The sequence below is a fragment of the Methylobacterium fujisawaense genome, assembly GCF_039619325.1.
Taxonomy (GTDB): domain Bacteria; phylum Pseudomonadota; class Alphaproteobacteria; order Rhizobiales; family Beijerinckiaceae; genus Methylobacterium; species Methylobacterium fujisawaense.
This window is the reverse complement of sequence record NZ_CP155000.1, coordinates 373,290-395,129: the sequence shown is the minus strand read 5'-3', so window position 1 is coordinate 395,129 and position 21,840 is coordinate 373,290. Positions and strand designations below refer to the sequence as shown.

Here is a 21,840-nt window from a genome sequence, read left to right as displayed (position 1 = left end):
CAGGGTGAGGGATCGGGTCCTTCCGGACAGCGCGCACCCCTCACCCCGACCCTCTCCCGCCCGGGAGAGGGGGCCTGTCGCGCCTCGCATCGACCGATCCGTGCAGACCGCGGCCGCCCGTTGGCGAACTCAGGTGCCGCACGCGTCCCCGTCCCGCTTCCCAGGCGCAACGAAAGTCTCGATGCTCCGTCTCCTCACCCTCCTCGTCCTGCTGCTGGCCGCCCCCGCGCTGGCCCAGGCGCCCGATCCCTACGGCCAGCTCGCCGGGGACGGCTACGCCGAGATCGAGGCGGGCGTCTCCGGCCTCGCCGCCAGCGGCGCCCCGCGCGCGGACGCGATCCTGTCGGCCCTGTCGGACGGACGGCTGCTGGTGCGCCCCGCCGACAGGACCCTGCTGATCCGGCAGGGCGGCACTCTGGTCGACGCCCGGACCGGCGCCGCCGCCGCCGACAGTCCCGACCTCAAGCCCGTGCGCGCCAACAACCGGGTCCGCCGGGCGATCGAGGCCGCCCGCGGGCAGCTCGACCTCGCGAGCCCCGATCCGGGAAAGCGGCGCATCGCCGCCGACGCGGTGTTCAAGGCAAGGGACGCGGCGGCCCTGCCGGCCCTCGACGCCGCCCTGGCGCGCGAGACCAGCGCGCCCGTCCGGCAGGCGCTGACCGAGGCCCGCGCCGCCGTGCTGCTCGCCAGGCCCGGCACCGCGGAGACCGACCGGATTGCCGCAATTCCCGCCATCCAGGCCCGGGGCGATGGCGACGCGATGGGCATCCTGCGCGGTCTCGCGGCCGATCCGAGCGAGGCGGTGCGCAATGCCGCCGCCCGGGGCATCGCGGCGATCGAGACGCGGCTCGCGATCCTCGGGGCCCTCCAGAACGTCTGGTACGGGATCTCGCTGGGCTCGGTCCTGCTGCTCGCCGCCATCGGACTCGCCATCACCTTCGGGGTGATGGGCGTGATCAACATGGCCCACGGCGAGATGGTGATGCTCGGCGCCTACACGACCTATGGCGTGCAGGAGCTGATCCGCACCCAGGCGCCGTCCCTGTTCGGCTGGTCCCTCGCCATCAGCATCCCCTGCGCGTTCCTGGTCGCCGGCCTCGTCGGCGTGCTGATCGAGCGGTTCATCATCCGCTTCCTCTACGGGCGCCCGCTGGAGACGCTGCTCGCCACCTTCGGGGTCAGCCTCGCGCTGCAGCAGGGCGTGCGCTCGATCTTCGGTCCGACCAACCGCGAGGTCGGCGCCCCCGCCTTCATGAGCGGCGCCTTCGATTTCTACGGCCTGTCGATCACCTGGGGCCGGATGTGGATCATCGCGTTCGCGCTGGCCGTGTTCCTGGGCCTGCTGTTCGTGCTCAGAAAAACGTCGTTCGGCCTGAAGACCCGGGCGGTCACCCAGAACCGGCGCATGGCCGCCGCCATGGGCATCCGCACCCCCTACGTCGATGCCCTGACCTTCGGGCTCGGCTCCGGCATCGCGGGGATGGCGGGCGTCGCCCTCTCGCAGATCGACAACGTGTCGCCCAATCTCGGCCAGGGCTACATCATCGACTCGTTCCTCGTGGTGGTGTTCGGCGGCGTCGGCAACCTCTGGGGGACGCTGGTGGCGGCGCTGACGCTCGGCGTCGTGAACAAGCTTGCCGAGCCGTATGTCGGCGCGGTGCTCGCCAAGATCGGCCTCCTGATCTTCATCATCCTGTTCATCCAGAAGCGCCCGCGCGGCCTGTTCGCGCTCAAGGGCCGGGCGGTGGAATCGTGAGCCCCATGCCGTCCCGCACCCCCCTCATCGACCTGAAGGGCTGGATCTTCCTCGCCGTCCTGGCCGCCTTCTGCGGCGCCGTGCCGGTGCTGAACCTCGCGGTGCCGGAGGGCTCCGGCCTGCACCTGCCGACCTACCTCGTCTCGCTGTTCGGCAAGTACCTCGCCTACGCGCTGCTCGCGGTGAGCCTCGACCTCGTCTGGGGCTATTGCGGCATCCTCTCGCTCGGCCACGGGGCGTTCTTCGCGCTCGGTGGCTACGCGATGGGCATGTACCTGATGCGCCAGATCGGATCCCGGGGCGTCTACGGCAACCCGGTCCTGCCCGACTTCATGGTGTTCCTGAACTACAAGACGCTGCCCTGGTACTGGCTGGGCTTCGACCACTTCGCCTTCGCGGCCCTGATGGTGCTGCTGGTGCCGGGGCTGCTCGCCTTCGTGTTCGGCTGGCTCGCCTTCCGGTCACGGGTCACGGGCGTCTACTTGTCGATCATCACACAGGCGCTGACCTACGCGCTGATGCTCGCCTTCTTCCGCAACGACATGGGCCTCGGCGGCAACAACGGGCTCACCGACTTCAAGGATCTTCTGGGATTTTCCGTCCAGTCCCAGAATTTCCGCGTCGGCATCTTCGTGGCGACCGGCTTGGCCTTGGCTTCGGGCTATCTGATCGCCCGGGTCATGACGGTCTCGGCGTATGGAAAGATCCTGATCGCCGTGCGCGATGCCGAGAGCCGCACGCGCTTCCTCGGCTACCGGCCGGAGCACTTCAAGACGCTGGCCTTCACGGTCTCGGCCATGATGGCGGGCGTCGCCGGCGCCCTCTACGTGCCGCAGGTCGGCATCATCAACCCGGGGGAGTTCGCCCCCACCAACTCCATCGAGACGGTGATCTGGGTGGCGGTGGGCGGGCGCGGCACGCTGGTCGGCGCAGCTCTGGGCGCCGTGCTGGTCAACTACGCCAAGACCGTGCTCACCGGCGTGATGCCCGACGCGTGGCTGTTCGCGCTGGGCGGCCTGTTCGTGGTCGTGACGCTGTTCCTGCCGCGCGGCCTCGTCGGCACCGCGATCGAGCGTCTCGGCTCCCGGCGCGCCGCCGCCACGCTGCCGCCGGAGCCCGACATCGCCCCGAAACTCGCCGAAGAAGGGCAGGGCTCGTGAGCACCGACCTCGTTGAGCGCCCGGACGCCCGGGGCCCCGCCAACCGGAAGCGGGAGACGGACGCGCTCCTCTACCTCGACGACCTGCGGGTCACCTTCGACGGCTACAAGGCCCTGCGCGGCCTGTCGCTGACCCTGGCCCGGGGCGAGTTGCGGGCGATCATCGGGCCGAACGGCGCCGGCAAGACCACCATGATGGACTGCATCACCGGCAAGACCCGGCCGGACAGCGGCATCGCGCTGTTCGACGGCACCCACGACCTGCTCAGGAGCGACGAGCCGGCGATCGCCGACCTCGGCATCGGCCGCAAGTTCCAGAAACCGACCGTGTTCGAGAGCCACACGGTCGCCGACAACATCCTCCTCGCCCTCAAAGGCCCCCGCGCGGCCTTCGCCTCCCTGTTCGGCTGGCGCAACCGGGTGGAGGCCGCGCGGATCGACGCCCTCTTGGAGACCGTCGGCCTGCTGGCCCACCGGGGCCGCCCGGCCGCCGATCTCAGCCACGGCCAGAAGCAGTGGCTGGAGATCGGCATGCTCCTCGCCCAGGCCCCCAAGCTCCTGCTGGTCGACGAGCCTGTGGCCGGCATGACCGACGCTGAGACCGCCGAGACCGCCCGGCTGCTCCGGCGGATCGCGGGCGAGCACGCCGTCCTCGTGGTGGAGCACGACATGCACTTCGTCCGCGACCTCGGCTGCCGGGTCACCTGCCTGCACGAGGGCGCGGTGCTGGCCGAGGGCTCGATCGACGCGGTCTCGGCCGACCCGCGGGTGGTCGAAGTCTATCTGGGACGATGACCATGCTCAGTGTCGAAGGCATCGATCTCTATTACGGCGCCGCCCAGGCGCTCCGCGGCGTCTCCCTGACGGCCGAGGCCGGGCAGGTGACGACGGTGCTCGGCCGCAACGGCGTGGGCAAGACTTCGCTCATGCGGGCGATCGTCGGCCAGCAGCCGGTGCGCTCCGGCGCGATCCGGCTCGACGGCCGTCCCATTCAGAACCTCGCCCCCTACGACCGGGCGCGGGCCGGGATCGCCTTCGTGCCCCAGGGCCGCGAGATCTTCCCGCTGCTCACCGTCAAGGAGAACCTGGAGACCGGCTTCGCGCCGCTGAAGCGCCGCGACCGCCACATCCCGGGGGAGATCTACGACCTGTTCCCGGTGCTCAAGGACATGCTGCACCGGCGCGGCGGCGATCTCTCGGGGGGCCAGCAGCAGCAGCTCGCCATCGCCCGGGCGCTGGTGACCCGGCCGAAGCTCCTCGTGCTCGACGAGCCCACGGAGGGCATCCAGCCCTCGATCATCAAGGATATCGGCCGGGCGATCACCTATCTCCGGTCCAAGGGCGAGATGGCGATCGTGCTGGTCGAGCAGTATTTCGCGTGGGCGCGCGACCTCTGCGATTCCTACGCGGTGATGGATCGCGGGCAGGTGGTGCTCGCCGGCCCCCGGGCCGGGATGGTCGAGGCCGACGTGCTCCGGTGGATGTCGGTGTAGGGCGCGTCGGTCGCCAGCCCCTGCCGGTGCTGCGCCGGAGGCACTTGGGAATCCGGCCCTCCGATCCGATTATTCGGACGGATGTTCAGCAATCAGACGATGGGCATCCGAAACTCCGGTCACGAAATCTGTGTTCACCGCCTCGTTCGGCCAAGGTTAAACCACAATTTGGGTTCGCCATGGGGGTCAACCACGGGGGCGCCCATGACGATCCTGGATCCGATCACCGGCGAGCTGGTCACCATCTCCCTACCAAGGCCGCGTCCGCAGACCGGTCCGCGCTGACAGGCGGTGGGGCCTCATGACGAACGCGACCGATCGAAGAACCGGACGCCGCGGCGGTCGTAGCGGCCGCCCCCAGATCCGGACGATGCCGCCGGGCCTGCTGCTGGCCGGCGGCACGGGGGCGAACGCCGCGCTGACGGCCATCGACCTCATCGCCCAGGCCCGCGCGGCCCGCCGAGAGGCCGAATCGCGCGACGGTGCGGACCGCGCGGAGCAGGGCTGACGGCGGCGACCGATTCGGTCACGCCATCGCCCGCCTGTGAGAATCGGGCTCCGCGCGACGCGGGAGTCCCGCCGGCTGCCGGGCCGGCGCGGTCCGGCTTGAAAACACCCGCACAGGAGCGTCAGAAGGCGCCAGCCTCGCAACCGCTGACGGGTGACTCATGAAGATCGGCGTCCTGATCCTGGCCGGAGCCTGCGGCGTGATCGTCGGGATCGTCATCGGATACGTGGCGGGCACGCGCGTCAGCCAGGCCTTCGCACGGCTGCCGGTGACCGACCGCTCCCCCGCCGCCCAGGCGCTCCGGATCGTCTCGCAGATCGCCGCCGAGCACGGCCTCACCCGGGACGCGCTGCTGAAGGCGATGATCGACCCTCAGGCCGGCGGGGAGGGGACGGAGCGTCCCGGCAAGGGTACCGGCAAGGACCGGCGCGATCTGGCCCGGTAAGGGGCCCGGCAATGGGCCCGGCAATGGGCCCGGCAATGGGCCCGGCAATGGGCCCGGTAAGGGGAAATCCGCGACCGCATGCGCGCCGGCCTCACGCGACCGGCACCGGCCGCGGGCGCAGCCTGATGCTGGCGGCGACGAGGACGGAGCGCAGCTCGGCCGGCCGAACCGGCTTCGAGAGGATCGGGATGTCCGGTGCGCCCAGATCCTCGCGCACGCGCGCCTCGTCATGGCCGCTCATCACCACCGCCGGCAGCGCACGGCCCGCCAGGCCGCGGACCGCCGCGATGCACTCCGTTCCCGTCACGCCGCTCCCGAGTTCGAAGTCGGTGATAAGGAGGTCGATCTCGGGCAGCGCAGCGGGGATCCCGGCCTCGGCCTGAACGCGGCATCCCCATTTGCGCAGCAGGCTGGCCGTCGCCCGCAGGACGGCGCCGTCATCCTCCACCAGCAGCACGCGCAGCCCGCCGATCGTCGCCGGCGGGTCGAGGGCGTCGCGCGGGGCCGCGGGCACCGGAGCCTCGGCGAGGGGGAGGTCGCCGATGGTCACGCAGGTTCCGCGCCCCGGCACCGAGCGCAGGGTCACCGCCAGGTCCAGCAGCGCGCCGAGCCGCCGGACGATCGGCAGGCCCAGGCCCACGCCCTCGACGTCCCGGTCGCCGCGGCGGCGGATCTGGTAGAATTCGTCGAAGACCCTGTCCTGATGCTCGGCCGGGATTCCGGGGCCGCGATCGTAGACCTGGATGGCGAGCCGACCGCCCCGCCGCCGGCACGCGATCAGGATCGGCCGGCCGGGCGCGTACTTGATCGCGTTGTTGACGACGTTCTGCAGCATCGTCGTGAGCAGCGCCCGGTCGGTGTCCACGATGCTGGCGCAGGCACGGTGGCGCAGGACCGTCCCGGCAAGCTGGGCGGCCTCCGAATTCTGGCGCCACACGTCGTCGAGGATGTCGTTGACCGGGACAGGCTCGGGGCGGGGCACCACCCGGCCGCTGTCGAGGGTCGAGATATCCAGAAGCGACTTGAACAGGCGCGAGACGCTCTGCAGCGACCGGTCGATGTTCTCGACCATCTGCAGTTCCTCCCGACCCAGCGGGGCGTCCCGCAGGCAGGCGGTGAACAGGCTGATGGCATGGATCGGCTGGCGCAGATCGTGGCTCGCCTGAGCCAGGAAGCGCGACTTGGACAGGTTCGCCTCCTGCTCGCGCTCATAGGCGCGGCGCAGACGCTCCAGGAGGCTGTAGATGTAGGTCGGCACGAGGACGGTGATGGCCGCCAGCGTCAGGACGAGAAACGGATTGCCGCGCCAGTACGCGTTGAAATACGTCGTGACCGCGAGCGAGACCAGGGCCGCGGCCGTGGACGCCTTCAGGGAGGTGCCCCCGTAGCGCAGGCCGTTGCCGACGATCAGCCGGATGACGATCGCGTAGAGCGGCAGGAACGGCGCGCCGCCCACGGCCATCGCGTAGGTCATTCCGCCGAGATCGAGGGCGAAGGTGACGACGCGGCGCGGCGTGTTGCTGCCGGGATGCCGGGCGATCCAGCCGTACAGCGCGACGGCGAAGACCCAATGGCCGGTCACGAGATAGGCGACGAACCGGGCTTCCGGCGGGGCGATGCCACCGTAGATCTGGGGCAGGAGATACAGGCAGGCGCAGCCGATGACGACGGCTCGGATGAGGGCCTGCGCCTTCTCGTTGTCGTACGCCTCGTCCCGCTGGCGGCGCGGCTGGAACATCGGCGATCAGGCCGGGCCGGAAGCGAACGGCACGGCCCCGACGCCGTCCCGGGACTTCACGGGGGCTGCGCCTCCGGCATACGGCCCGCCCCCCCTCCTGCCGGCCCCGGTATCCTGCTGTCGCGTCATCGTGCGAACTGCCCAGCCGTATCACCGCCCGGACCCGGGTAACGGCCGCAACCGTCGCCGACCGAGGACAGATCTCTCAAGCCTACCTGAGGGTGAGCAGCACTACCAGGGGTAAAAAGAAGGGGCGATCGGGCGACGCGGACGGCATTTCCGGGCGCCGGGCGGCTATACAATCCTCGACAATCTTCGGCACAGCCCAGTCCGATCATCGCAACAACATCGATTTGGAAAATATTCAGTGTGATCTTGTTTACGACACTGCAAAAATAGTCTCGCTCCACGGCCGAGTGCTCCCGGCGACCGGCACCCCGTGGCGTGGCGGGTGGCCCTCCGGGAGGCCGGCCGGGTGGCCGGCCTCAGCGGTAGGTGCCGGTGGCCGGGTCGAATCGATAGAGGCGGGCATCCCGGTCCGTGGCCGGACGCAGGCTGCCGTCCGCGCCCAGCACGGTGCCGCTGAGGGTGACCCGGACCGGGGGCCACGCGGCGGGATCGCGGGGATCCTCCGGCCGGATCTCCAGCCGGCCCTCGCTCGTGCCCATCCGGCAGGGCTCCTCCTCGACGCAGGCGGCCGAGCCGTCCGAGCCGGCCGAAACCTCGCCCGCCAGCACCCAGCGCGTCGGCGCCCCGTAGAACTGCAGGAGGAGGAAGGAGAAGTCGCGGGCCCCGGCCGCACCGGAAGCGGCAAGGCGCAGGCCCATCAGGAGGCGCCCCCGGCTCAGCGGCTTGAACACCGCGCCTCGCTGCTCGTCCACCGCCGGGGCGCTGCCGTTGCGGTTTCCGGTCCCGATCCGCCCGGACAGGGTCTGCACCCCCTCGAGACGCCAGCGCATGTCCTTGAGGGCGTAGGTGGCGGCCGCGACGCTCCGCCGGTTGGGCGCGGCGGCATCCTCGCCCGGCGCCGGCATCGTGACGAACCCGGTGAACCAGCTCCCGGTCTCGGTGGAGAACATCGCGGCGGTCCAGAACTCCGCCGTGCGGCCGTCCTTCATCCGGCAGGTCTCGGCTTCCTTGTCGGCGGGCCGCCCGCAGATCGCCGCCAGCACCGTGGCCTGCGGCAGCATGGCGAGGTCGGGATCGGCCGCAGCGGGCCGGGCGGCCAGTCCGGACAGCCCCGCCAGGGCCAGACCCGCCAGACCCGCCAGACGCCGCATGCGGGCCGGACGCCCGACCCCGTGTCCCGATCGCCTCATGCCCCGGCCTTTGCCACGGGGTCCGCGACGGCGACATTCGGACAGGTGTACGATCGGACGCGCCGCAGCCGCCCCGCCCCCCCTCATTCACCGACACCGGCCGTCGCGGCTTTCGCGGCCGCCGCGGAACGGGAGGTGACGTCGAGGGCCCGCAGGAGCGCCGAGACGTGGATGCGGACGGTGAAGGGCGAGATGTCCAGTTCCCGGGCGATCTCCTTGTTGGTGTGCCCCCGGGCGACGAGGCGCAGCACGTCGCGCTGGCGCTGCGTCAGGGGCGGGAGCGGTCCGCGCGGTAGGGCGAGGCCCGAGACGGGGCTTCGCCGGATCACGAACTCCCCGTCGCGAATCGCCGCGATCGCCTGGGCGATCTCCGCTGCCGGCAACGCCTTGCCGATGAAGCCGTCGGCGCCCTCGGCCATGACGGTCCGGATCAGGCCCTCGTCGTCGGTCATCGACACGACGACGATCGAGGCCCGCTCGAACTCGACGCGCAGCGCACCGATGGAGTGCCGGGGATCGAGGCCGGGGAACAGAAGGTCGAGGAAGAACGCCCGGGGCGGCGGCCCGGTGCGGGCCATTGCCAGGACCTGCTCCATCGTGGCGGCCTCCCGGACGAGGGCCTGGGGATAGAGCCGTTCGGTGATGCGCCGCATGCCCTCGCGGAACAGCGGATGATCGTCGGCGACGATGAGGGTCTCGCGCGCGGAGCCGTTCATTCCACTCCCGATCGCAGCATCGGAATCTTTCCCCACGACGTCCCCGGCACAGGGCCATGCCGGATGAAATCCAGGCCCTGTCAAGGGTGCGACGATAGGTCAGATACACTAGTAGACCGGTTTTTTCCGCATGCCTAGAAGTCAGCCCGTCATGATGACAGGCATCGGCCGCCGGTTCTTTTGAATCTTTCCAAAAACATCAAGGCTGTTTGTCCTGTCGTGCGTGCCGATGCGGCGCACGAATTACGTCGTTCCATGTTCGGGGGCCTGCTGGATGTCGGAAGTCGAGCGCCAGAATGCTGAGCGGCAGGCTCAGGACAGGCTGTCCGGTCCCCACGCGGCCCCGAGCCCGGCGGCATCCGCCAAGCCGGCCCTGTCGCCGAGCCTCATCGCGATCGTGGGCGGGCTGGTGGCAGCGGGCGCCGTCGCGGGCGTGCTGCTCTCGGGCGGCGGCGAGACCGCCGGGACGGCCGAGCGGCCGGCCCTGAACCTCGTCAAGACGGGCCAGATCGACAAGGCCGCCGAAACCCTGCCCGCCGACGAGAAGGACAAGATCGTCGCCGAAGCCAAGGCCTGCCGGGCGCCCCTGGGCCTGATGCGCCTGTCGAAGACGAAGGCCGATGCCGGCGGGGTGGTGCGCATCCGGGCCGGGAACTACCTGTCGCCGGCCTTCAACATCACCGACGGGCCGATCAACATCGCGGTCCCGTTCCCGGCCCCCTACGAGGCCGGCAAGGGCGAGATCGTCATCGAGGGCGCCGCCAAGGACGTGTTCGTCGAGCTGACCCCGGGTTTGACGGTCGATACCACCGCGGGCGTCAAGCGGATCCCCGTGATCTGGAACACCAGCAAGCCCTGCGGAGGCTGACGGATGTCGAAATCCGCCATCCTCCCCTTCGTCGTCTCCGGCCTCGTGGTCGCGGTCCTCACGCCGCTCCTGCTGAGCACCGATTACGGCCCGGTCGCCTGGTGGAACGCCGCCGGAGCGGAGCTGCGGTGGAGGGCGGCCATCGGGATCGCCGTCGCCCTGCTGGCGGCGCTGGGCCTCGCCGCGACCGCGACGGCCGCCCGCAAGGCGGAGGCCGGCCTCGGGCAGCCGGCCGGGGGCCTGCTCGCCCTGCCGCGCCTGATCGTGGCGCCGCGCCGGGTCGTGGAGGCCCGGTCTCCCGAGGCCGTGATCGCGAATCTGGAGAACATGGTCGGGCTCGCGCCGGTCAAGCGCGAGGTCAACGCCCTGATCGCGCGGCTGGAACTGGAGCAGCGGCGGCGCGCCGAGGGCCTGCCGGTGGCGGCGATCAGCCAGCACATGGTGTTCACCGGGCCTCCCGGCGTCGGCAAGACCGAGGTCGCCCGGGCGATCGGCGAGATCTACCGGTCCCTCGAGGTGCTGCGCCGCGGGCATCTCGTGGAGGTCGACCGCGCGGCCCTGGTGGCGGGCTATGTCGGCCAGACCGCGGCCAAGACCCTGGAGAAGTGCCACGAGGCCCTCGACGGCATCCTGTTCATCGACGAGGCCTACACCCTGGCCGCCGGCGGCGGGGGCGGGGGCGACTTCGGCAAGGAGGCGATCGACACCCTCCTCAAGTTCATGGAGGACAACCGCGACCGGATCATCGTGATCGTCGCCGGCTACACCAACGACATGCGCCGGTTCATCGACACCAATCCGGGACTGGCCGGCCGCTTCACCAAGACCGTCGAATTCCCGCCCTACAGCCCGAAGGATCTCTGCGAGATCCTGAAGCGCATGGCGGCCCGGCAGCAATTCGCGCTCCCCGAGGGGTTCGAGGCGGCGCTCACCCCCTGGCTCGCGCAGCGGTCCCGCGCCGAGGACTGGTCGAACGCCCGCGAGATGCGGACCCTCCTGGAGAAGGCCCGCGAGGCCCAGGCCGCCCGGGTCGCCCTGCAGGGCGGCGACCTGCGCCGCCTGGAGATCGTCGATCTGCTCCGCGCCACCGGCGAGGACGCCTGACGGCGAGACGATCGCGGGACGCCCCGCGCCCGCTCAGCACCACGGCCAGCACCAAGGTTTGTCACGTCCATGGAACGCCTCGACAAGCATCCGGTCGCGCTCTTCGCGGTCATCGTGCTGGGTGCCACCGGCCTGCTGGTCGCCCTGCGGCCGGACCTGCTCGGGCCGCTCGCCGCGACGCCCGCGGCCCTGCTGCGCAACGGCCTGATCCTCGGCGGCCTCGTCGGGGGCCTCCTGGCGGCGAGCTACATCCCGGCGCGGATCGAGGCGACGCGGCGCGCCCTGGACCAGGCCCGGGCGAGCCGCAGGATCCGCCCGATCCGCTTCGCGGACGACGGCGCGGGCGCGGAGAAGAAGGACCTCCTGGCCACCGCGCTCGCGACCCTCGACGGCATGGTCGGCCTCGACCCCGTGAAGCTGGAGGTGAAGGGCGTCATCGCCCGGATGCAGGTGGAGCAGCAGCGCCGCGCCCAGAACCTGCCGGTGGCGGCCATGAGCCAGCACATGGTGTTCACCGGGCCCCCCGGCGTCGGCAAGACCGAGGTCGCCCGGATCCTCGGCAACGTCTTCAAGGCGCTGAAGGTGCTGCGCAAGGGCCACGTCGTGGAGGTCGACCGGGCCGGGCTGGTGGCGGGCTATGCCGGCCAGACCGCGATCAAGACCCTGGAGCGCTGCCGCGAGGCCCTCGACGGCATCCTGTTCATCGACGAGGCCTACACCCTGGCCGCCGGCGGCGGGGGCGGGGGCGACTTCGGCAAGGAGGCGATCGACACCCTCCTCAAGTTCATGGAGGACAACCGCGACCGGATCATCGTGATCGTCGCCGGCTACACCAACGACATGCGCCGGTTCATCGACACGAATCCGGGGCTCGCCAGCCGCTTCACCAAGACCGTCGAGTTCCCGCCCTACAGCCCGCCGGAACTCGCCGAGATCCTGAAGCGCATGGCGGCCAGCCAGGGCTTCGTCATGCCGGAGGGGTTCGAGAAGGACCTCGCGGCCTATGTCGGCGCCCGGTCCAAGGCCGAGGACTGGGCCAATGCCCGCGAGATGCGCACGGTGCTGGAGAAGGCCCGCCAGGCGCAGGCGCTGCGCCTCGCCGCCAGCCCCGGCGGCGACATCAACCGGCTCGAGCCCGCCGACATCGCCGCGGCCCTCGGCCGCCAGGCCGGCGGCGCGGTCGACATGGACGCGGCCCGGAAGGTCATGGCCCGCCTCGACGCGATGATCGGGCTCGCGCCGGTCAAGGAGCAGGTGAAGACCGTGGCGGCGCGGGTGCTGGTCGATGCCCGGCGCCGCGCGGAGGGCATCGAGGTCGGCGCGGTGAGCCAGCACATGGTGTTCACCGGCCCCCCCGGCGTCGGCAAGACCGAGGTGGCGCGCATCATGGGCGACATCTTCCGGGCGCTCGGCGTCCTGCGGAAGGGGCACGTGGTCGAGGTCGACCGGGCCGGGCTGGTGGCGGGCTATGTCGGCCAGACCGCGGCCAAGACCCTGGAGCGCTGCCGCGAGGCCCTCGACGGCATCCTGTTCATCGACGAGGCCTACACCCTGGCCGAGGGCGGCGGGGGCGGCAGCGACTTCGGCAAGGAGGCGATCGACACCCTCCTCAAGTTCATGGAGGACAACCGCGACCGGATCATCGTGATCGTCGCCGGCTACACCGACGACATGGCCCGGTTCATCGACACGAATCCCGGCCTCGCCGGCCGCTTCACCAAGACCGTCGCGTTCCCGGCTTACGATCCTTACGACCTCGTCGAGATCCTGCGCCTGATGGCGTCGCGGCAATCCTTCCGGCTGCCGCCGCGCTTCGAGACCCTGCTGATCCCGTGGGTCGAGCAGCGGGCGCAGCGGCACGACTGGGCGAATGCCCGCGCGATGCGCACCCTCCTGGAGCGCCTGCGCGAGGCCCAGGCGATGCGGCTCGCCAGCGATCCCCTGGGCGATTACGGCCAGTTCGAGCTCGTGGATTTCGAGCGGGCGCTCGGCGGCGGCGCCCCGCGCCCCGCCGCATTGTCGTGACGGCCCGGGAGCCGTCGCGGCCATGAGCATCGCACGCGAGGACTGGCTGCGCGCGCACGCGACCCTCTGGTACGACGATCGCCGCTACCGCCTGGCCTGGCTCGCCCTGCCGCAGGCCGTGACCTGCGCGGTGGCGGGCCTGTGCATGGCGCTGGCCGCGCAGGGCGTCTGGGGTCAGCCGGCCACCGCCTCGAAGGCGCGGATCGCCGAGCTGAGCGCCCTGCGCGACCGGGCCGGCAAGGACGGCGACCGCACGGCGTTCGACGCGCTGACCGCCGCGGCCACCCGGGGCCAGATCGACGCCGCGACCAAGCTCGGGACGCTCTACGACCCGCTGACCGCCGCCTACTTCCCCAGCAAGCCCGCGCCGAACGATTTCGCCCGGGCGGCCGCGCTCTACGGACCGGGCGCCGCGATCGGCGACCTCCTGGCGGTCGCGCGCCTCGCGGACGTGCTGCTCGATCCGGCCAACCCCAACCGCGACCTCCGGCGCGGCTGCCGCCTCGCCCAGACCTGGTTCGACGATCCCGAGACGCTCGAGCGCACGATCACCGGCGAGGAGCGGCTCACCGTCAAGCTCGCCACCTGCTACGTCGAGCCCGAGAGCGGCCTGCCGCAGGACCCGGTCCGGGCCGGGGGGCTGGTGACCGCGGTGCTGTGGCGCAAGCACCGGCCGACGATGGACGCCTTCATCAACAATCTCGGCCAGCAGAACCCCGCCCTGGTGTCGGGCCTCCAGCGGCATCTGGCCGAGCAGCGCCGCTATATCGGCCCCGTGGACGGGCGGCCCAATCCCGGGATCATCACGGCCCTCCAGGTGGAGGCGGGGATCACCAACACGGTCGCGACCCCGCGGCCCGAGCCGCGGCGGATGGCGCCCAAGGGCCCGGATCCGGAGGTGATCGCCCTCGCGACCGCCGCCCGGGCCGGCGACCGGCGGAAGCTGGCCGAGCTCAAGGGCCGGGCCGATGCCGGGGACGCGGACGCGCTCACCGCCTATGCGCGCCTGTTCAACCCGGTGATGAACAAGGGCGACGTCTTCGCGCCGGACGCGCAGGTCGCCGTGGCCGCCTACGAGCGCGCCGCGGCCGCCGGGAACGGCATGGCGGCGGGCGAGGCCGCGGTGCTCTACGATTCCGGCTACGGCAACGTCGCCAAGGATCCCCGGAAGGCCGCGGCCCTCGCCCTGCGGGGCATCGACCTCAAGGACGACCAGATCACCTTCTGGCTGCTGTTCCCCGAGGCGGGGCACTGGAGCGACGGGTTCTGGGGCGCCCTCCAGGCCGAACTGACCACCCGCGGCTTCTACACGCTCCCGGTCGAGAACACGCGCAATCCGGCGGTCATCACGGCCCTGCGCGCCTACATGAAAGCCAAGTCATGAGCGGCGTCTTGATCGGGACCGACCGGCTCCGGGCGCACGCGACGCTCTGGTACGCGGATGCGCGCTACCGCCTCGCCTGGCTGGTCCTGCCCCAGGCCGCGGTCGCGCTCCTGGCCGGAATCGCCCTCGCGCTGCTGAAGCCCGCGGGCGAGTGGGGCAAGCCCGCCGACAGCAAGGAGAACGAGAAGCTCTATCTCGACCTGCTCGACAAGGCCGGCAAGGACGGCGACAGGGCCGCCTTCGAGAAGCTCAAGGCGGGTGCCGAGGCCGGCGACGTCAGCGCCCGCTCGTTCATGGGCGCCCTCTACAATCCCGAATGGGCCGCGCTCTACGTCAAGAATCCCGTCAAGCCCGATGCCGCCAAGGCCCTGACCTACTACCAGAAGCCCGCCGACCTCGGCTTCCCCGGGGCCCAGCGCGGCATGACCGAGCTCCTGCTCAACAGAGGCCGCGGCCAATACGATCTCAAGCGGGGCTGCCGCTACGGGCTGGCCTTCCACGCGAACCCGGTCGCCGCCCGGAACGCCTATCTCGATTCCTGGTCGACGCTCTACTGGATCGCCGGCTGCTACACCGATGCCGAGAGCGGCGTCCCGCGCGATCCGCAGAGGGCCGCCGACCTCTACATGGACACGGTGGCGGCCAAGCTGCCGCTGGCGGTCACCACCTTCACGGACGAGCTCGGCCGCCAGCCCCCCGACCTCGTGGCGGCGATCCAGCGCAATCTCGCGAAGCGCGGCTTCTACACGGGTCCCGCCGACGGGTCGGCGACACCGCAGACGCGCGCGGCCGTGCAGGCGCTGGCCGGCAGGGCCGCCGGCCCGCAGACCAATCCGGGGACCGGCAATCCAGGGGCGGGCAATTCCGGGGCGGGCAATTCCGGGGCGGGCAATTCCGGGGCGGGCAATTCCGGCCCCGGAAAGCCGGGCACGCCGCCGCCCGCGACACCGCCCGCCTCCGCGCCGAGCGTCGAGGCGTTGATGGCGCTGTTCAAGAGCGCCACCACCAACGCCGCCGACGAGGCGAAGCTCAGGAGCCTGGCGGAGAGCGGGGTCTCGGTGGCGCAGTATCTCTACGCGCTGCTCCTGTCGCCGGCGAACACGGAGCAGCGGATCACCGCCCCCGACGGCCTCTTGGCGCGGCGGTATCTGGAGCGCCTCGCGGGCGAGGCCTCCTTCGCCCCCGCGGCGGCCTCGGCGGCGTTCCTGTTCGATATCGGCGGCGCCGGCCTGCAGCGGGATCCCGGCAAGGCGGCCGACATGACGATCCGCGCCCTCGAACTCAAGTCCACCGAGATCCTGCAGAACCTCGAGCAGGACAAATGGGGCGTCGGCTTCTGGGCCGCGCTCCAGCAACGCCTCGCCGACCGGAATCTCTACCAGGGCCGCGTCGTCGACCAGCGCAACGACCGCACCATCCAGGCGGCCCGCCGCCTCCTCGGCAATCCATAGGAGACGGCCATGGCCCCCCGCCGCCGTTCGAATCCTGCGCGGTTCCCGGCCCCTCGGGCCGGGCGCCGCCTCGCCCTCTTCGCCGCCGCCCTGTTGGCCGGCCTCCTCCTGCCCGCCGCCGCGCAGGCGCAGATCAAGGTCCGCAAGGCCGATTGCTTCTTCGCGGCCGACGGCAGGACCGTCATCGACGGGGTCTGCGAGTTCCTGACCGACGCGCGCAGCTACGGCGTGGGCGGGTTCCGCCTCGCCACCTACGACAACGGCTACCTGCGCGACGGCGTGGTCGTGTCGGTGACGGCGCCGGGCCGGGGCACGGCGACCTGGAACCGGGAGCCCGGCGGCAAGCCCGAGGACGGCCCCGCCGACGGCGTCACGTCGGAGGGCGCCTGCTGGACCGGGTCCCGGAGCCGGGTCTGCGCCTGGAAGGTCGGCGAGGGCCGCCCCGGCTTCGGCGGGGCTCCCGCGGCGGCGCCCGAGGCCGGCGCGCCGCGGGCCGCCGATTGCTACCTCGAGGTCGCCGGCGATGTCCGCCTCGACGGGGCCTGCCAGTTCCGGGCGGAGACCGGGCAGACCGGTGCCCGCGGCTTCGAGATCCGCTCCTATTCCGGGAGCAAGCTCGACGTCGTGGCGCAACTCGTCCGAGACCCGCAGAACCCGCTGAAGGCCACCGCCTTCTGGAACGGGTCGTCCGGTGGCCTGCGCGCCGCCGAATCCCTCGGCGCCCTGTCCCCGAGCGGCCCCTGCTGGGACAATGACGGCGTCCGTCTCTGCGTCTGGCAGCCCGGCCAGCCTCGCGGCGGCTGGGACCGGCGGGACGGCGGGACCGCGCCTTCCCGCGATCGGCCCGCCGAAGCGCGGGCTCCGGCCCCGCCCGACACGCCGCCGTCGCCGTCGCCGTCTCCACCGCCCGCGCCCCGCGACACCGCGGAGACGCGGGACCCGCCGCCGGGCACGTTCCTGAAGCTGTCCTTCAAGGGCCGCTGCGAATCCCTGGTGATGGACGGGGAGGACCTCACCGCCCTCTGCGCCTCGGGTGCGGTGAACACCTCCGTCGTCGGGAGCCCGAAGGCCGGGTTCATCTTCGGCACCACCGACGGCAAGGCCATGGCGTTCCTGGCTTCGGCGAAGGGCCTCGTCGCGGGCGGCACCCTGCGCCAGCCCATCGACGAGCTGATGTACGCCGAGCGCGACCAGTCCACCGTCAAGGTGAAGGGCACCTGCGAGTTGCCCAACCCGATGGGCGGCCCGGTGGTCATCACGTGCAACGCCCAGTCGACGAACAGCACCTACGCGGTCCGGTTCCGCACCGATGGCGGCAAGCCGGTCCTGGAGCGCTCCGACCCGAAGTGAGCGTCCCGCCCGCGGTCCACGACCGCCCGTCCCGCAGGCCGAGGAGGAGTCCCATGGCACACAGCGTCCCGAAGTCGAGAGCGGCCGGGGTCGTGCGGCCTGGGCGGCCCGGCTTCGGCTTCCTCTTCGGCCTCCTCGGCCTCCTCGGGCTCTGCCTCGCGGGGCCGGCGCTCGCCGGATCCACGAGCGTGACCGCGCGCCCCGGACAGCGGATCCGCCTCGACGGCTACGCCACCCACGAGACCCGGCCGGGCTGCCCGTCGGTTCCGGCGGCCGCGGTCGAACTGGTCACGCCGCCCCGCGGCGGACGCATCGAGCAGCGGCGCGAATTCCTGGTCCTCGGCCGGAACACCGACGGCACCCCGTCGCGGGACGGCTGCCAGGATGTCGAGCGGGACGCGCGGGCGCTCTACTACACGGCCCGGCCCGATTTCTCCGGCCTGGACACGGTGTCGGTGATCGTCACCTTCGTCACCGGCGAGGAGGCGACCTACACCTACAGGATCACGGTGCCCGAGGGCGAAGGCCGGCGGGCGCCGGCGGTGTCCCAGGCACCCGCCCCCCGCGACGCGGGCCTCTCGCGGCCGGCCCCGACGGCGCGCGCCGCCCCGGCCGAGCGAGCGGCTCCGGCTCCGGCGCCCCAGGAGGCCAGCACCGGCGACTTCCTGCGCGACGCGGTCCGCGGCGCGGTCCCGGCCGGCCGGCCGGCACCGGCTTCGCCGCCCCCGAAGGCTGCAGAGGCCGCGGCGCCCGTGTCCGGCACGCCCGCACCGCCCGCGCTGCCGCCACAGCAGCTGGCACCGCCGCGGCCGCCCGCCGCGCCGCAGCTCTGACGCGCCGCGGACGGTCAGCCCTGCGGCGGAGGCCGCGCCCCCCATCGCCAAGCCGAGGACGAGTCCCGTGCATCAGCGCCTTCCGAACGCTCCCCGATCCGCAGCACCGACCCGACCGCGGCGGCGCACCGGCGCCGGCGTCCTGGCCCTCGGGTCGGCGCTCGGCTCAGCGCTCTGCCTGCCGCTCTGCCTCGCCCTGCCGGCCCGGGCCGAGGTGGAGAACAAGACCGCGCGCCCCGGCCAGCGGATCTTCCTCCAGGGCTTCACCTACTACTTCGCCACGCAGGGGTGCCGCTCGCGCGCGGCCACGATCGAACTCGTCAGGCCGCCGCGCGGCGGGCGCATCGAGCAGCGGCGGGAATTCCGGATCCTCAGCGGCAAGGTCGACGAGACCGGGGCGCAGATCCGGCAGCCGGACGGCTGCGAGGACGCCAAAAAGGATGCGATGTCGCTCTACTACACGGCACGCACCGACTTCTCCGGCCTCGACACCCTGTCGGTCGCCGTCACCTTCGGGGACGGGTCCACGGTGCCGTACACGTTCCGGATCACCGTGCCGCCGGGCGAGCCCCGCCGGGCCCCGGCGGTGTCGCAGGTGCCGGTGCCGCGCGACGGCGGCAGCGGCCAGGCCGCACCGGCGGCCCGGGCGGCGCCGGCTCCGGCGTCCCGGGAGGCCGGCACCAGCACCGGCGATTTCCTGCGCGACACGGTCCGCGGCTCGGTCGCGGCCCCGCGGCCGGCGCCGGTCGCTGAGCCTCCGAAGGCGGAGGCGGCCGCGTCCGGCGCGCCGCCGCGGACCGAGCCCCCGGCACCGCGCGCGATGACGCCGCCGCCGCGCCCCCGGCCACCGGCCGCGCCGCAGCTCTGAGACCCTGCGGGGGGCCGGCCGGCGCGGACCGGCCTCCCGCACCCGTACGGATCGACGCCCGACCGGGACCCGGCCGCGCAGGTCCGCCAAGTCCACGCCAGAACGAAGTGAGAGGCGCCCCATGGGATCGATGCAAACCGCGTTCGTCCACGCGGCAATCCTGTCCACACTCGCGCTCCCGGCGGCCGCGGCGGAGACATGCCGCGACCATTACCGGAGCGAGGGGACGCCGATGCTTCAGGCCATCACCTACAAGACGTGGATGATCTTCCCCTCGGTCAGCCCCAAGGCCGCGTTCGACCGGGTGACGCGGGCGGTCCTGGCCGAAGGCTTCGTGGGCGTGCACGTCGAGAAGCAGCTCGGGACCCTGACGGCCCAGCAGGAGACATCGGGCTCGGGGCGACCGCAGACGCTGCGGGTCGTCGTGCGCAAGGCCGGGACGGGCAGCCGGGTCGACGCCCTCTTCATGGTGCAGGCCGGGCAGGTCGGTCAGGACGTCGACCAGAACCTGTGCCGCGTCGTCGATGCCGCGGCGCAGTAGGGCCCGGATGGCGCGCGGCTGCGGGCGCGCGGTCCGGATGCGAGGTTCAGATGCGCAGTTCAGTGCGCCGTTCAGTGCGAGGCCGGCCGTGACGCGGCTCCTGGTGGCGGCCGTCGCCGCATCCCTCCTGGCGCCGTCTCCGGCCCGGGCGATCGACTGCCGCAAGGCGGCCAGCCCGCTCGAGCGCATGATCTGCGCCGACGCGGCGCTCCGGAAGGCCGATGCCGCCCTGGGTTCGGCCTATGCCGGCCTCCTGCACGGCACGGACGACGCCGAGATCCGGGCGATGCTGATCGCCAGCCAGAAGCGCTGGGTGGCGGCCCGGGACACGTGGCTCGGCGACCTGGACGCGGCCGACGCGCGCACCATCGTGCTGGGGGCGATCCGGGCCCGGACCGAGGACCTGTCCGGCCGCGCGAAGAGCGATCCGGCCCGGCCGCACTGGATCGCGGCGGCGCTGCGCCAGCGGGCCTTCGCGGCACGGTTCACCGGCGGCCCCTTCGCGGGGTTCGACACGGCCTGCTATTTCCTGCCCGTCGGGCAGGACCGGGTCTACGGCTGCTTCGGCAGCCGGCGCTTCCAGAACGGCGACCGGGTCTGCACGCTGTCCGACGACTGGGCGAGCGGGCACACCACCGAGACGCGCACGGTCGGGCGGGTCGTCGACGGCGCCGTTCGAACGGTCGCGACCTGCACGATCGGCGGGGGCGACGACGCGGAATGCCCGGGTCCCGAAAACCCCGCCGGCCGCTGGACGCGGCCTGCCGCCCCGGCGGCCGCGACTGCCAGCGCGACGACGGCGCCCGCGGGCCCTCGGGCCGTCCTCGATGTCGAGCTGGCCTCGGACGCCGAGGCCGAGACCTGGCTCTCGACCTGCCTGACAGACCCCGCCTATCCGCCGCCCGACCCGGTTCCGGCGGCCGGGACGGAACCGGGGTCGCGCCCGCCGGCGCGCGCGGGTGACCCGAACGGGAAGTGACGATGAGACCGGACGCCCCCTTGCCGGACCCGGCCCGCAGCCGCCATCCGGGTGACGCCGGCCTTCGGCTGCGCGCAGGCCGTGGCGCAGCCGGGGAAGCTCCTCGGCGCCCGCGCATCGGCCGAGCCGGCCGGGCACCCGCCCTGGCCCTCGGCCTGATGCTCGGTCTGATGCTCGGCCTGCCCCTCGCCGAGCCGGCCGGGGCGCAGGACGGGCCGCCGGCGCCGCGGGTCGCCTCCGCCGTGAAGAACCTGCGCTTCGTGCCCCTCGCCGCGCTGCCGCGGGCCCCGGGCGGGGCGGGGCGCCAGGCCGGCTGCCCGGGCGAGGTCGTCCCGGCACAATCGGAGGCGGCGCAGGCTGTGGCCGCCCGGGACTGGTTCGTCACCGGCGAAGCGGCGCTGGGCCGCTACCGGGCCGTCAGCTTCGCCAGCGACCTGCAGCAGGGGACGAGCGGCACCTGCTTCATCGCGGACGGCAATGTCGGCCTCTTCGAGGGACCGCGCCTCGTCGCCCTCGTGTACGGCGCCGGCCGGACCGGCGCGGTCGGCCGGATCGCGGCGCGCGCCGGCGGCGTGCGTCTCTGGGACGGCGATCTGCCGCCCTCTCCGGTGGGCGACCTGACCCTGCGCCCGGACGGGACCCTGTCCCTGGAGCCGCTTCCCGCGGTCGAATCCGTCTGCGGTGGCCGCGGAGCGGTCCCCGCCATCCGCGGCCAGCCGATCGACACGGCCCGGGCGGCGCTGATCGCCGCGGGCTGGACGCCGGTGAAGGGTCCGCCGAGCGACGATGCGCGGGAGCGGGACCTCGCCCGGCGCGGCGTGATCGAGGTCGACGGCTGTTCCGGGACGGGCCTCGCCTATTGCAGCTTCCGGTATGCGGGGGCCGCTGGCGCGCTCTCGGTGACCACGACGGGCGACGGGGACCTGCCCGAGGTCCACGAATACGGAGTCACGTGCCGATGAGACGGATCCTGCGGGCGCTGGCGCTGATCGCGGCGACGGGGCCGGCCGCGACCGCCGCGGTCGCGGCGCCCGCGCCGCCCTGCGCGGCCGAGGCCGAGCGGCAGGCCCTCAAGCTGCTGCGCTTCCACAGCGACGGCGACGCGCGGGCCACGGTCGATCCCGCTTCCGTTCGGTCCGTCGGCACCGTCGCGTCCCTGGTCGGGACGCGGCGCTTCCAGGTGATCGAGGCGGAGGGCAGCATCGACAAGGGCAATTATCGGATCCGGCTGATCTACGCGCCGATGCCCGGGAGCTGCGTGCTGATGGGGCAGGAGATCCTCGAGCGGTCCGATCCCTACTGA

General features: G+C 72.6%; 21 protein-coding genes. 18 read left to right on the top strand and 3 right to left on the bottom strand.

Annotation, left to right across the window (positions count from 1 at the left end):
* Positions 1 to 181 precede the first annotated feature (181 nt).
* From urtB to ABC766_RS01945, 6 genes are all read left to right on the top strand, one after another.
* The gene (gene urtB, locus ABC766_RS01970) at positions 182 to 1,756 is read left to right on the top strand and encodes an urea ABC transporter permease subunit UrtB (RefSeq protein ID WP_345820914.1); all 1,575 of its coding nucleotides are present in this window, start codon (positions 182 to 184) and stop codon (positions 1,754 to 1,756) included.
* Positions 1,757 to 1,761: 5 nt separating this feature from the next.
* Positions 1,762 to 2,916 (top strand): urea ABC transporter permease subunit UrtC, encoded by a 1,155-nt coding sequence (gene urtC, locus ABC766_RS01965; protein WP_345820912.1) that lies wholly within the window; start codon positions 1,762 to 1,764, stop codon positions 2,914 to 2,916.
* Positions 2,913 to 3,710 (top strand): urea ABC transporter ATP-binding protein UrtD, encoded by a 798-nt coding sequence (gene urtD, locus ABC766_RS01960; RefSeq protein WP_043389328.1) that lies wholly within the window; start codon positions 2,913 to 2,915, stop codon positions 3,708 to 3,710. The genes urtC and urtD overlap by 4 nt, the downstream gene beginning before the upstream one ends.
* Positions 3,711 to 3,712: 2 nt before the next feature.
* Positions 3,713 to 4,408, top strand: a complete 696-nt coding sequence (gene urtE, locus ABC766_RS01955; RefSeq protein WP_043756581.1) for an urea ABC transporter ATP-binding subunit UrtE — start codon at positions 3,713 to 3,715, stop codon at positions 4,406 to 4,408.
* A 370-nt stretch (positions 4,409 to 4,778) separates the two neighbouring features.
* A complete protein-coding gene (locus tag ABC766_RS01950) occupies positions 4,779 to 4,916 on the top strand; it encodes a hypothetical protein (RefSeq protein WP_236952905.1) in 138 nt (45 codons plus the stop codon).
* 160 nt (positions 4,917 to 5,076) lie between these two features.
* Positions 5,077 to 5,361 (top strand): hypothetical protein, encoded by a 285-nt coding sequence (locus tag ABC766_RS01945; protein ID WP_345820909.1) that lies wholly within the window; start codon positions 5,077 to 5,079, stop codon positions 5,359 to 5,361.
* A 91-nt stretch (positions 5,362 to 5,452) separates the two neighbouring features.
* On the opposite strand, the gene ABC766_RS01940 is transcribed toward ABC766_RS01945, so the two are convergent.
* From ABC766_RS01940 to ABC766_RS01930, 3 genes are all read right to left on the bottom strand, one after another.
* The gene (locus ABC766_RS01940; RefSeq protein WP_345820908.1) at positions 5,453 to 7,099 is read right to left on the bottom strand and encodes a hybrid sensor histidine kinase/response regulator; all 1,647 of its coding nucleotides are present in this window, start codon (positions 7,097 to 7,099) and stop codon (positions 5,453 to 5,455) included.
* A 485-nt stretch (positions 7,100 to 7,584) separates the two neighbouring features.
* Complete coding sequence (locus tag ABC766_RS01935) at positions 7,585 to 8,418, bottom strand: hypothetical protein (RefSeq protein ID WP_345820907.1); 834 nt, start codon at positions 8,416 to 8,418, stop codon at positions 7,585 to 7,587.
* Positions 8,419 to 8,501: 83 nt separating this feature from the next.
* Positions 8,502 to 9,134, bottom strand: coding sequence for a LuxR C-terminal-related transcriptional regulator (locus ABC766_RS01930; RefSeq protein ID WP_043389341.1), 633 nt, complete (start codon positions 9,132 to 9,134; stop codon positions 8,502 to 8,504).
* Positions 9,135 to 9,408: 274 nt separating this feature from the next.
* On the opposite strand from ABC766_RS01930, the gene ABC766_RS01925 reads away from it, so the two are divergent.
* From ABC766_RS01925 to ABC766_RS01870, 12 genes are all read left to right on the top strand, one after another.
* Entirely contained in the window at positions 9,409 to 10,002 is a 594-nt protein-coding gene (locus tag ABC766_RS01925; protein WP_043389344.1) for a hypothetical protein, read from the top strand.
* A gap of 3 nt (positions 10,003 to 10,005) precedes the next feature.
* Positions 10,006 to 11,106: an AAA family ATPase gene (locus ABC766_RS01920; RefSeq protein ID WP_043355315.1), complete on the top strand. Its 1,101-nt coding sequence runs from the start codon at positions 10,006 to 10,008 to the stop codon at positions 11,104 to 11,106.
* Between the two features lie 69 nt (positions 11,107 to 11,175).
* Positions 11,176 to 13,131 carry an AAA family ATPase gene (locus ABC766_RS01915; protein ID WP_345820899.1) on the top strand — a complete coding sequence of 652 codons (1,956 nt, stop codon included), beginning with the start codon at positions 11,176 to 11,178 and terminating at the stop codon, positions 13,129 to 13,131.
* 22 nt (positions 13,132 to 13,153) lie between these two features.
* A complete protein-coding gene (locus ABC766_RS01910) occupies positions 13,154 to 14,515 on the top strand; it encodes a hypothetical protein (RefSeq protein WP_043756594.1) in 1,362 nt (453 codons plus the stop codon).
* Positions 14,512 to 15,966, top strand: a complete 1,455-nt coding sequence (locus tag ABC766_RS01905; protein WP_345820895.1) for a peptidoglycan-binding protein — start codon at positions 14,512 to 14,514, stop codon at positions 15,964 to 15,966. The genes ABC766_RS01910 and ABC766_RS01905 overlap by 4 nt, the downstream gene beginning before the upstream one ends.
* A 9-nt stretch (positions 15,967 to 15,975) precedes the next feature.
* Positions 15,976 to 17,316, top strand: a complete 1,341-nt coding sequence (locus ABC766_RS01900; protein ID WP_345820894.1) for a hypothetical protein — start codon at positions 15,976 to 15,978, stop codon at positions 17,314 to 17,316.
* 53 nt (positions 17,317 to 17,369) lie between these two features.
* Positions 17,370 to 18,149, top strand: coding sequence for a hypothetical protein (locus ABC766_RS01895; protein WP_182592923.1), 780 nt, complete (start codon positions 17,370 to 17,372; stop codon positions 18,147 to 18,149).
* Positions 18,150 to 18,216: 67 nt separating this feature from the next.
* The gene (locus ABC766_RS01890; RefSeq protein WP_345820891.1) at positions 18,217 to 19,017 is read left to right on the top strand and encodes a hypothetical protein; all 801 of its coding nucleotides are present in this window, start codon (positions 18,217 to 18,219) and stop codon (positions 19,015 to 19,017) included.
* Between the two features lie 130 nt (positions 19,018 to 19,147).
* On the top strand, positions 19,148 to 19,558 hold the full coding sequence (locus ABC766_RS01885) for a hypothetical protein (protein WP_345820889.1): 411 nt from the start codon (positions 19,148 to 19,150) through the stop codon (positions 19,556 to 19,558).
* 88 nt (positions 19,559 to 19,646) lie between these two features.
* The gene (locus ABC766_RS01880) at positions 19,647 to 20,537 is read left to right on the top strand and encodes a lysozyme inhibitor LprI family protein (RefSeq protein WP_345820888.1); all 891 of its coding nucleotides are present in this window, start codon (positions 19,647 to 19,649) and stop codon (positions 20,535 to 20,537) included.
* Positions 20,538 to 20,539: 2 nt separating this feature from the next.
* Entirely contained in the window at positions 20,540 to 21,499 is a 960-nt protein-coding gene (locus ABC766_RS01875; RefSeq protein WP_345820886.1) for a hypothetical protein, read from the top strand.
* On the top strand, positions 21,496 to 21,840 hold the full coding sequence (locus tag ABC766_RS01870; protein WP_345820884.1) for a hypothetical protein: 345 nt from the start codon (positions 21,496 to 21,498) through the stop codon (positions 21,838 to 21,840). Before ABC766_RS01875 ends, ABC766_RS01870 begins: the two co-directional genes overlap by 4 nt.